The organism is Actinophytocola sp. NPDC049390 (genome assembly GCF_044466355.1).
Taxonomy (GTDB): Bacteria; Actinomycetota; Actinomycetes; order Mycobacteriales; family Pseudonocardiaceae; genus Actinophytocola.
This window is the reverse complement of sequence record NZ_JBITMQ010000005.1, coordinates 268,607-279,211: the sequence shown is the minus strand read 5'-3', so window position 1 is coordinate 279,211 and position 10,605 is coordinate 268,607. Positions and strand designations below refer to the sequence as shown.

12 protein-coding genes are annotated in these 10,605 nt (G+C 70.4%); 11 read left to right on the top strand and 1 reads right to left on the bottom strand.

Going from position 1 to position 10,605, the window contains the following annotated elements; genetic code table 11:
* Positions 1–57 precede the first annotated feature (57 nt).
* On the top strand, positions 58–429 hold the full coding sequence (locus ACIBVP_RS17700; RefSeq protein WP_396107195.1) for a hypothetical protein: 372 nt from the start codon (positions 58–60) through the stop codon (positions 427–429).
* A 7-nt stretch (positions 430–436) separates the two neighbouring features.
* Here the strand turns inward: ACIBVP_RS17700 and ACIBVP_RS17695 are convergent, their stop codons facing one another.
* Positions 437–1,387 carry a methionyl-tRNA formyltransferase gene (locus ACIBVP_RS17695; protein ID WP_396107194.1) on the bottom strand — a complete coding sequence of 317 codons (951 nt, stop codon included), beginning with the start codon at positions 1,385–1,387 and terminating at the stop codon, positions 437–439.
* A gap of 101 nt (positions 1,388–1,488) precedes the next feature.
* On the opposite strand from ACIBVP_RS17695, the gene ACIBVP_RS17690 reads away from it, so the two are divergent.
* From ACIBVP_RS17690 to ACIBVP_RS17645, 10 genes are all read left to right on the top strand, one after another.
* Positions 1,489–2,829 (top strand): lysine N(6)-hydroxylase/L-ornithine N(5)-oxygenase family protein, encoded by a 1,341-nt coding sequence (locus tag ACIBVP_RS17690; protein ID WP_396107193.1) that lies wholly within the window; start codon positions 1,489–1,491, stop codon positions 2,827–2,829.
* A complete protein-coding gene (locus ACIBVP_RS17685) occupies positions 2,826–3,665 on the top strand; it encodes a siderophore-interacting protein (protein ID WP_396107192.1) in 840 nt (279 codons plus the stop codon). The genes ACIBVP_RS17690 and ACIBVP_RS17685 overlap by 4 nt, the downstream gene beginning before the upstream one ends.
* A gap of 158 nt (positions 3,666–3,823) precedes the next feature.
* Complete coding sequence (locus ACIBVP_RS17680) at positions 3,824–4,627, top strand: enoyl-CoA hydratase/isomerase family protein (RefSeq protein WP_396107191.1); 804 nt, start codon at positions 3,824–3,826, stop codon at positions 4,625–4,627.
* Positions 4,628–4,932: 305 nt separating this feature from the next.
* The gene (locus tag ACIBVP_RS17675; protein WP_396107190.1) at positions 4,933–5,919 is read left to right on the top strand and encodes a hypothetical protein; all 987 of its coding nucleotides are present in this window, start codon (positions 4,933–4,935) and stop codon (positions 5,917–5,919) included.
* 183 nt (positions 5,920–6,102) lie between these two features.
* Positions 6,103–6,984 (top strand): ABC transporter ATP-binding protein, encoded by an 882-nt coding sequence (locus tag ACIBVP_RS17670; protein ID WP_396107375.1) that lies wholly within the window; start codon positions 6,103–6,105, stop codon positions 6,982–6,984.
* Positions 6,981–7,823 carry an ABC transporter permease gene (locus ACIBVP_RS17665; protein ID WP_396107189.1) on the top strand — a complete coding sequence of 281 codons (843 nt, stop codon included), beginning with the start codon at positions 6,981–6,983 and terminating at the stop codon, positions 7,821–7,823. Before ACIBVP_RS17670 ends, ACIBVP_RS17665 begins: the two co-directional genes overlap by 4 nt.
* Positions 7,820–8,071, top strand: a complete 252-nt coding sequence (locus tag ACIBVP_RS17660) for a helix-turn-helix transcriptional regulator (RefSeq protein ID WP_396107188.1) — start codon at positions 7,820–7,822, stop codon at positions 8,069–8,071. The genes ACIBVP_RS17665 and ACIBVP_RS17660 overlap by 4 nt, the downstream gene beginning before the upstream one ends.
* 34 nt (positions 8,072–8,105) lie before the next feature.
* Positions 8,106–8,636: a methylated-DNA--[protein]-cysteine S-methyltransferase gene (locus ACIBVP_RS17655; RefSeq protein ID WP_396107187.1), complete on the top strand. Its 531-nt coding sequence runs from the start codon at positions 8,106–8,108 to the stop codon at positions 8,634–8,636.
* Between the two features lie 16 nt (positions 8,637–8,652).
* The gene (locus ACIBVP_RS17650; protein WP_396107186.1) at positions 8,653–9,486 is read left to right on the top strand and encodes a PaaX family transcriptional regulator C-terminal domain-containing protein; all 834 of its coding nucleotides are present in this window, start codon (positions 8,653–8,655) and stop codon (positions 9,484–9,486) included.
* Between the two features lie 42 nt (positions 9,487–9,528).
* Positions 9,529–9,891, top strand: coding sequence for a YybH family protein (locus ACIBVP_RS17645; RefSeq protein WP_396107185.1), 363 nt, complete (start codon positions 9,529–9,531; stop codon positions 9,889–9,891).
* Positions 9,892–10,605 lie beyond the last annotated feature (714 nt).

The following is a 10,605-nucleotide window of genomic DNA, read 5'->3' as shown; positions in this document are numbered from 1 at the left end:
GGCCCGAGTTGTGCGGATTCCGGGTCGCGGGCACGTTCGCTGTGCGAAGGTGTCGCCATGCGGATCACGTGTTTCGTCCTCGGCGCGTTGTGCCTCGCCATCTCGGCCATCTGGGTCGGCCTCGGCATTCTCGACCTCGCGGACGGCGGTTCGGCGTCCACCTCCACCCCGACGGTCGCCGGCCTCCGGATGACACAGGCCGTGGACGCGACCCCGAACATCGACGAGTTCGGCCCCACGTCGACGTTCGCGCAGATCTTCGCGATCGCGGGCGTGGCGTGGATGGTCGGCGCCGCGGCGTTCGCCCCCAGGCAGCCCGCGCCCGCCGCCGCCACCGCGGCCGACCAGCGGCAGCAGTGGCAGCAGCCGCAGTACGCGCCGCAGTGGCAGCAGCAGGCACAACCCCAGCACCCGGACCAGCAGGGCTGAACCGGCGTCACTCCGCGGGGTGGCCCCGCAGGTAGCCGCCCATCGCACGGAAGTACTCCGTGGCGGCGAGTTCGGTGCCGTCGTCGAGGCGCAGGCGGCGCAGCAGGAGGCCGTGGTTGCGGCCGTACCGCGCGTCGGCGCCCGCGACGATCGCCACGCCGTCGCCTTCCTTGATGAAGATCCGGCCCGGCGTACCGCCGTACCGGCCGGTGGACACCGCCGCCGACAGGACACGCAGCCGCGTGGCGCCGTGGTAGGTGAACGCGTTGGGGTACGGGTCGGACTGCGCGCGCACGAAGCGTTCCAGCTCGTCTGCCGACCACGTCCAGTCGATGCGACTGTCCTCGATGGACCGCTTGTGGAAGAACGACGCCTTCGACGGGTCCTGCTTCGCGAAGTCCGTGTCCCCTCGGGCAAGGCGGGCGAGCGCGTCCACCACGATCGGGCCGATCAGGTCCACCGTACGGTGGAACAGGTCGGTCGCCGTGTCGGCCGGGCCCACCGGAACCGCGCGCTGCAGCACGATGTCGCCGGCGTCGAGGTCGTCGTTCATCATGTGCGCGGTCACGCCGACCTCGGACTCGCCGTTGATGAGGGCCCAGATCACGGGCGCGAATCCCGCGTACGCGGGGAGCAGCGAGTCGTGGACGTTGAGCGTGCCCTTCGGGGGGAAGTCGAAGATGTGCGGCGGAATCCAGGTGCGCCAGTTGTTCGCGACGATGATGTCCGGCTGCGCTTCCTTCAGCGCGCGCTCGACCTCCTCGTCCGGCCGGTTGCGCACCACCACCGGGACCCCGTTGGCGGCGGCCAGATCCGCTACCGAGTCGCTCCAGATCGACTCGTACGCGTGGTCGCTCGCCGGGTGCGTGACCGCGAGCACCACCTCGTGTTCGGACCCGAGCAACGCCTCCAGTGTGCGATGCCCCCAGGTCTGGTACCCGAACAGCGCCACGCGCATGACTACTCCCTGTTCTCGGTGATTTCCGTCAAGTGAAGCGAGGCTATCCTTACTCTAGCCCGTTAGGTTAGCCTTACCTCCAAGTCGAGGAGAGGACGGTAATGCCAGAGGAACTCGCCGAGCAGCCCGACGTCTACGACGACATCTACGACGTGGTCGGCATCGGCTTCGGACCCGCCAACCTCGCGCTCGCGATCGCGATCACGGAGTACAACGCCCAACCGGACGTCCACCCCGTGCGCGCCGTGTTCCTCGAGCGGCAGCCGCGCTTCGGCTGGCACCGGGGCATGCTCATCGACGACGCCACGATGCAGGTCTCGTTCCTCAAGGACCTCGTCACGCTGCGGAACCCGACGAGCGACTTCAGCTTCCTGTCCTACCTGCACAGCGCGGACCGGCTCGTCGACTTCATCAACCAGAAGTCGCTGTTCCCGCTGCGCGTCGAGTTCCACGACTACCTCGAGTGGGCGGCGGCCCGCTTCGTCGACGAGGTGCGCTACGGCCACGAGGTCGTCGCGGTCACCCCGGTGACGAACGGCGGCGCGGTCGACCTGCTCGACGTCACCGCCCGCCGCGCCGACGGCACCACGACGACCGTCCGCGCCCGGAACCTCGTGTTCGGCATGGGCCTCACCCCGTACCTGCCGGACGGCGTGACGCTGTCGGAACGCGTGTGGCACAACCGCGACCTGCTCGACCGGGTCGAGCTGCTGCGGCGATCCACGACGTCCCCGCCGCCGGGCCGGTTCGCGGTCGTCGGCGCCGGGCAGAGCGCCGCCGAGGTCACCAAGTACCTGCACGACACGTTCCCGCACGCGCAGGTGTGCGGGGTGTTCTCCCGCTACGGCTACAGCCCGTCGGACGACAGCCCGTTCGCCAACCGCGTGTTCGACCCCGACGCCGTCGACCACTTCTACACGGCACCGCCGGACGTCAAGCGGCTGATCATGGACTACCACGCGAACACGAACTACTCGGTCGTCGACATGGACCTGATCGAGGAGCTGTACCGGCGGGTGTACCAGGAGAAGGTGCTCGGCACGCGGCGGCTGCGGCTGTTCAACGTGTCCCGCGTGACCGAGACCGTGGCGACCATCGACGGTGTGCGGACCACCGTCGAGTCGCTGACCACGCGGGAGAAGACGGTGCTGGACTGCGACGTCGTCGTGTACGCCACCGGCTACCGGCCCACCGATCCGCTGGCACTGCTCGGCGACCTCTCCGCGCTCTGCCACCGCGACGACGCGGGCCGTCCCGACGTCGCCCGCGACTACCGCGTCCACACCGACGGCGAGCTGCGTGCCGGGCTCTACCTGCAGGGCAGCACCGAGCACACGCACGGCATCTCGTCGTCGCTGCTGTCGACCACGGCCGTGCGGGCCGGGCAGATCCTCGACTCGATCGTCACGCAGGTCCCGGCGCAGCTGGTGAGCGCCCGGTGACGACCACAGTGACGACCACAGTGACGACCACTGCGGCAGCCGTCCAGCCGTACTCCCTGTTCCGCGTCGAGGTGGTCCGCACGCAGCGGATCAGCCCGTCCATGCTGCGGGTCACCTTCGGCGGCCCCGACCTGAAGCTGTGCACGTCCGCGGGCCACGACCAGCGCATCAAGCTGTTCTTCCCGCTCCCCGGCCAGACCGACCCGATCGTGCCCGAGGGCCCCGACTGGTTCGGCGAGTTCCGCGCGATGCCCGACAACGTCCGGCCGCCGATCCGCACGTTCACCATCAGCGGCCTGCGCACCGACGCCCGCGAGCTGGACGTGGACTTCGTGCTGCACGGCGACCTCGGCCCCGCGTCGAGGTGGGCGGGCAGTGCGCGGCCGGGTGACCGGATCGCGATCCTCGCGCCCGACGCGCGGCACCCGGAGATCCTCGGCTACGAGTACAAGCCGACCGAGGACAGCGACTGGACGTTGCTGGCCGGCGACGAGACCGCCCTGCCCGCCATCACCCAGATCCTGTCCGTCATGCCCGCCGACCGCCAGGCGGTCGTGTTCCTCGAGGTCGCCTCGGCGCAGGAGATGCGGCCGCTGGACTGCCCGGCGGGCGTGCACGTCACGTGGCTGTGCCGCGGCGGCGCACCCGCGGGCGGCGGGGTGCTGAAGGAGGCGATCGCGCGGACCGAGTTCCCGGCCGGTCGCCCGTACGCGTGGCTGGCCGGCGAGTCGAGCGCGGTGGTGGAGCTGCGGCGGCACCTGGTCCGGGAGCGCGGACTCGACAAGAAGGACGTGTACTTCTCGGGGTACTGGCTCCTCGGCGGTGCGATCGAGTAGGTATGTGGGGTGCACTGGCCCGCCTCCCCGGCATTCAAAAGTGTTGGTCCCGACCCAGCGACACCGGCGGACCGCAGGCGGTTGGTGGCTGAGTAGCATCACGTTCCCCTGAGGTAACTGCTGACAAGGCCCAGACTTTGCACAAAGATCCACGGGACATGTACTCCACACAGTTCCCGACACTGCGCTTCGCCGACCTCGGCGACGGAGTGCTCGAGGTGTCCATGTCCGCGCCGGGCAGGCTCAACGCGGTCGGCCACGACGGCCACCGCGAGCTGGCCGAGGTCTGGCAGGTGATCGACCGCGACCCCGACGTGCGGGTCGCGGTCATCCGCGGCGAGGGCGGCGTGTTCTCCTCCGGCGGCGACCTCGACCTGGTCAGCGACATGGCGAACGACTTCGAGGTGCGCATCCGGGTGCTGCGCGAGGCCCGCGACCTCGTCTACAACGTGATCAACTGCGCGAAGCCGATCGTGTCCGCCATCGAGGGGCCCGCGGTCGGCGCCGGTCTCGTGGTGGGCCTGCTGGCGGACGTGTCGATCGCGGCCACGGACGCGCGGATCATGGACGGCCACACCCGGCTCGGGGTCGCGGCCGGTGACCACGCCGCGATCGTGTGGCCGCTGCTGTGCGGCATGGCGAAGGCCAAGTACCACCTGCTGACGTGCGACCCGGTGTCCGGCGAGGAAGCCGAACGGATCGGCCTGGTCTCCCTGTGCGTGCCGCAAGAAGAGCTGCACGACCGCGCCCGTGCGGTCGCGGCGAAGCTGGCCCTCGGCTCCCAGTCGGCGATCCGGTGGACGAAGTACGCGCTGAACAACTGGCTGCGGCAGGCGGGCCCGATCTTCGACACGTCACTCGGCCTGGAGTTCATGGGCTTCGCGGGCCCGGACGTCCGCGAAGGCGTCGACGCCATCCAGAACAGGCGCAGGGCGGACTTCTCCGGCCCGGCGTCGGAATGACCCGGGAAACCCCGAGGAAACTCGGCGGCGGCATCCTCCTGTGCGCCTTCGTCGCGCTGGTCGGCCTGTTGGCGGGAATCGCCGCGGTGATACCCCGTTGGCCGACGCGCTGGGCGTGACGGACGGTCTTCGGCGGGTTCACGTCCACGCTGCTTTCCCTCCTCGCCACCACGCGTCGCGGCGAGGAGCGCTAACCTCCCCGCCGAAGGGGGTTGGCGATGGTCAGGGGCGAGGAAAGGACCAGTTCAGCGGGATGGCTGATCCCGTCGGTCCTGTGCTGTGTGCTGGGGTTGGTCGGCGTCGCCATGGCTGTCGGGGCCGTGGTTCCCGCGGTCGGCGACGCCATGAACGTCGACAGCCGCGGCGTCGGCGGGATGTTCGGTTACCTCCTCGGCACGCTGTTCTTCGGCGGCATCGGGGTGTCCGGCCTGCTGATCTGGCGACGGGACCAGAAACGCCGCGACACGCCGCGCCGGGGCACCACGCCACCGGGCGAGCTGGAGACGTCCGAGGACCTCGCGCCACTGCCCGCGGGCCCGGGCCTGGCCGCCCGCTGGCTCGTGGCCGCGCCGCTGTTGTTCCTCACCACCGCGCTGCCGGTCGTGGGGCAGGTCGCGTTGAGCGCGTTCGCGAGCGTGTCGTTCGCGGAGCGGTTCCCGTTGGGCGACGACCCGGTCCCGACGTTCTGGCAGGAGTTCACCGACGACCTCGGCGGCATGGCGTACGCGGCGATCGTCCCCGTTCTCGTCCTGCTGGTGTTCACGGCCCGCCGGACGATGTTCGCGCTCTGGCCGAAGGCATGCCTGTGGGTCGCCGTGTGGGCGCTGGTGCCCGGGGTGCTGCTCGGGTCGAGCGACTCGATGCTGCCGAACCTCGCCCTCGGCGCGGGCCTCGTGTGGCTGAACTACCTGCTGGGCAGGCTCGCCCTGTGGCGGCTGAGCAGCCCGGTCGCACTCGACCTCGTACCGTCCGAGCTGGAGGTCCCCTACGCGGTGCCTGGCTCGCAGGCCCGGCTGCGCGTGCGGCGCGACCGGCTCATGCTGGACCGTCTCGGCGGCGGGAAGAACAAGGTCCGCAAGGAGATCCTGTGGGCGGAGCTGGCGGCAGCGCGTCTCGAGCACGTCGACGCGCCGCTCACCTGGCAGGCCAGCAGCGGCACCAGCATCACCGTGCCGCCCGGCCACGCGCTCCGCCTGCGCGGCGCGGACGAGAACTGGCTGCTGCCGGTCCCCGAACCCCTCGGCGAGGACCTGGCCACGTTCATCGCCCTCCGCGCCGAACGCCGCCGCTGACACCGAGCGACCGGACTGAACAGATCGGATAACTCCTACCTCAGTATGTAGTACACCTGCTATCGTTCGCAGCAGAGGAGCGATAGGAGGTGGACCGTGGCCGTGGTTGATCACGCGGAGGCGCAGGCGAGGGGGACTCAGCCTGCGACCGAGGGGAACGTGCTCGACGTCCGTGACTTGCGGATGCGGTACGGCACGAAGGACGTGCTGACCGGGGTGAACTTCACCGCCCAGCCGGGCGAGGTGGTCGCGTTGCTTGGCCCGAACGGGGCGGGCAAGACGACGACCATCGAAATTCTCGAGGGGTTCCGGATGCGCTCGGCGGGGGACGTCAGCGTGCTGGGTGTCGACCCGGCCCGTGGGGACGAGAACTGGCGGGCGCGGCTGGGGGTCGTGCTCCAGTCCTGGCGGGACCACGGCAAGTGGAAGGTCCGCGAGCTGCTGGCGCACCTGGGGCTCTACTACGCGCCCTACAGCACGGACCGCATCACGCGGCCGTGGGACGTCGACGAGCTGGTGGCCGCGGTCGGCCTCACCGAACACGCCGACAAGAAGATCTCCCGCCTCTCCGGCGGTCAGCGCCGCAGGCTTGACGTCGCGATCGGCATCGTCGGACGGCCGGAGCTGCTGTTCCTCGACGAGCCGACCGCGGGGTTCGACCCGGAGGCGCGCCGGGAGTTCCACGACCTCGTGCACCGGCTCGCCGACGCCGAGACGACGATCCTGCTGACCACGCACGACCTGGACGAGGCCGAGAAGCTCGCCGACCGGATCCTGATCCTCGCGGGCGGCGCGATCATCGCCGACGGGTCCGCCGACGAGCTGGCCCGCCGCATGTCGACCGAGGCCGAGGTGAAGTGGACGGTCGACGGGCAGCGGTTCGTGCACTCGACGACCGACGCGACCGAGTTCGTGCGGCAGCTCTTCCGCGAGCACGACGACCGGCTCGCCGACCTGGAGGTGCGCCGCGCGAGCCTGGAGGACACCTACATGGCGATGGTGCGGCAGTTCGAGGCGGGCAAGCAGGAGGACGCGGTGCGCGAGTTCGAGGTGGTGACCCGATGACCAATCCCACACTGGCGGCCGCGCGCGCGGGCCTCGCACGGGGCCGCGCCGAGGTCCGCCAGACCCTGACCAACGGCCAGGACCTGTGGAACTACCTGTTCCCCACGGTCATCTTCCTGATCGTCATGTTCTTCATGCGCGACTCGACCGTGCCGGGCACGACGTTCTCACTCGGCTCGCGGACCCTGCCGAGCATCATCGGCATGGGCATCGCGTTCGGCGGGCTCGTCACGCTGATGATGCAGCTGGCCGTGGAACGCGAGGACGGCACGCTGCTGCGCGCCAAGGCCGTGCCGAACGGCATGCTCGGGTACCTGATCGGCAAGATCGTGACGGTGTCCGGGATGACCGTGGTCGCCCAGCTGTTCGTGCTGATCCCGAGCCTGTTCATGCTGGACGGCATCTCGATGGACTGGTTCACGCTCGTCTGGGTGGTCGTCATCGGGCTCGTCGCGACGCTGCCGCTCGGCGCGGTCGCCGGGTCGATGTTCTCCAACCCGCGCAACTCCGGGCTGCTCATGCTGCCCGTGATGGGGCTGGTCGCGATCTCCGGGATCTTCTACCCGATCAGCTCGATGCCGGAGTGGGTGCAGGGCCTCGCGCAGGTGTTCCCCATCTACTGGCTGGGCCTGGGCATGCGGTCGGCGATGCTGCCGGACAACCTGGCCGCGGTGGAGATCGGCGAGTCGTGGCGGCACCTGGAGACACTGGGCGTGCTCGGCGCCTGGGCGGTGGCCGGCCTGCTCGTGGCCCCTATGGTGTTGCGCAGGATGGCACGCCGCGAGTCCGGCTCGAGCGTCGCCGAGCGTCGCGAAAAGGCCATGCAGCGGGTGACATGACAGGCAAGACCAACGAGACGATCTACAACCGGATCGCGATGCTCCGCGTCGAACGCGGGGTGTCGCGCCGGCAGCTGGCGGACGCGCTCGGTGTCCACTACCAGACGATCGGGTACCTGGAGCGCGGCGAGTACAGCCCGTCGCTGTTCCTCGCCCTGCGGATCGCCGAGTACTTCGGGGTGGCGGTCGAGGTGGTCTTCTCCACCTCGCCGTTCCCCCGGCTCGGGGACTCGGAACAGTCGGCCTAGCGTTTGGCCTACTCGGCGTGCGCATAATGGCCGGATGGTGGACAGCGCTGACACGGTCGCGTTCGGCAGTGTGCCGACGGAGCTGGGCGACGTGCTGGCGGCGGTCACCGCCGACGGTCTGGTGGCCACCGCCTTCTCGGACTCACCGCACATCCGGGCCGCGATCGCCGCACGGCTGGGGCTGCGGGAGTCGCCGACCCCGGCACGCACGGACGGCATCCGCACGCAGCTCTCCCGGTACTTCGCCGGTGAGCTGCGGGAGTTCGACATCGAGGTGGACTGGCGGCTGATGTCCGAGGCGCAGCGCCGGGTGCTGGGCACGCTGTACTCGACCGTCCCCTACGGCAAGGTCGTCACCTACGGGGAGCTGGCGGCACGCAGCGGTTCCGGCATACCGCCGCGCGGCATCGGGGCGATCATGGGCAGCAACCCGATCCCGATCGTCGTGCCGTGCCACCGGGTGGTCGCGGGCGACGGCCTCGGCGGGTTCAGCGGCGGCACCGGGGTCGAGTCGAAGCGGCGATTGCTGACCCTCGAGGGATATCTTCCACCGACACTGTTCTGACGTGGGGGGAGCATCCATGACTGAGCCGGTGGTCAGCCGACGCCGGGAGGTCAGCGGCGGCAGCGCGCGGTCGTTGTTGACGACGCTGCTCGGCGAGTACGTGCTGCCGTCGAACGCACCGGTGTGGACGTCGACGCTCGTGGACGTGCTCGCGTTGTTCGACGTGGAGGAGAAGGCGGCACGGCAGGCGCTGGCCCGCACGGCCGCGGAGGGATGGCTGCGGTCCGACCGCGTCGGCAGGCGGGTGCGCTGGTCGCTGACCGACCCGGGCCGGCGTCTGCTGGCCGAGGGCGCGGCCAGGATCTACGGCTTCGGCAGCGGCTCACGCGAGTGGGACGGGCAGTGGCTGGTCGTGCTGGTGTCGGTGCCGGAGTCGATGCGCGACCTGCGGCACAAGCTGCGGACACGGCTGAGCTGGGCGGGTTTCGGTTCGCCGACCGCCGGGGTGTGGATCACGCCGCACGCGTCGGCGGAGGCGCACGCGAAGGTGATCCTGGACGAGCTGGACCTGTCGTCGCAGGCCATGTCGTTCCTGGCGAACTACGGCGCGCTCGGGTCGGAGCGGTCGATGGTGACGTCGGCGTGGGACCTCGCGGACGTCGGCACGCGGTACCAGCGGTTCATCGACGAGTTCGGCGACCTGTCCCCCACGACACCCGACGAGGTGCTGCGCGCGCAGACCATGCTGGTGCACGAGTGGCGGCGCTTCCCGTTCCTCGACCCGCAGTTGCCGTCGGCGCTGCTGCCCCCGAAGTGGACGGGCACCACGGCCACGGCGTTGTTCAACGAACTGCACGTCCGCTGGCGCGCCGCGGCGCGGGAACGCTGGGCGGCACTGGCGGGCGAGTGAGGACGCCCGGAATTGTCGGTGCCCGATGGCAGTCTGCGGTGCATGGCAGCCATCACGAACCGGCCGAAGGCCACCGAGCCCAACGACCTGGCCACGTTCTTCGTGGACCGCGCGAACGCCGGTGACGTCGAGGGCTTGGTGGCCCTGTACGAACCGAACGCGGTGCTGGCGTTTCCCGAGGGCACGATCGCATCCGGCCACGCAGAGATCCGTGCGGTCTACGAGGATTTCCTGGCGTCGTCCCCGGTGCTGTCGCCTGGCAGGCAACGCGCGCCGCTGGTGAGCGGTGATGTGGCACTGACCGCGACGGAGTTGCCCACGGGTGGGGTGACGGTGGAGATCGCCCACCGCCAGCCCGACGGCTGCTGGTTATGGGCCGTGGACCAGCCCACGTTCATCCCGTGACCGCGAGGCGGCGCGATGAGCGCCGCCGTCCGCGTGGCCGAACTGCGCGCACGGCGCGCGGCTCGAGCAGCCGAACGCGCCGCGTTCGAGGAACGCCGCCAGCACGGCCTCCGTGCCCGGCACGCGGCCAAACTCGCCCACCTGGCAGCGAGAGAGAGGACCACAGAAGAACCCACACCCGACGTCCCGGATTCCGAGGGGCCGGAACCTGACGCCGCCTAGCTCGCGGTGGCCGGGCGGGGACGATCTCCGAGCCCGGCCACCGGGGCAGTGCCGCACCACGCCGTGGCCCGACAGCGCTTCGGACCCCAACGCACCTCAGTCCGCGACTCGCTGCCCATGCGGCCGCACGTTGTCGGCCGCGCCTCACCGGACGGCGCTTTGAGAGTGTTGCCTTGCGGGGCCGTGCCTTGCCAGGCAGCGCCCTGCCGGACAGCGCCCTGCCGGGCAATGCCCTGCCGGACGGAGCCTGCGGGCCGTGCGTCGATGCGCCGTGTCTTACTGGCCTTTGTCGAGTCGCGCCCTGCCTGGCCTGCACAGCGATGCTGTGCCGGATCCCATGCGCACCCGCGCCTGACCCCGCGAAACCCGACGCCGGAAAGGAGTTGACCGGTGTGGTTACCTGTACCCACGCCCAACGGCCGAGAGGAGGTGAGGGCATGACCGCCACGACGATCACGTGCTCCCACCTCGTATTCCGGGCGTCCGCGCGGG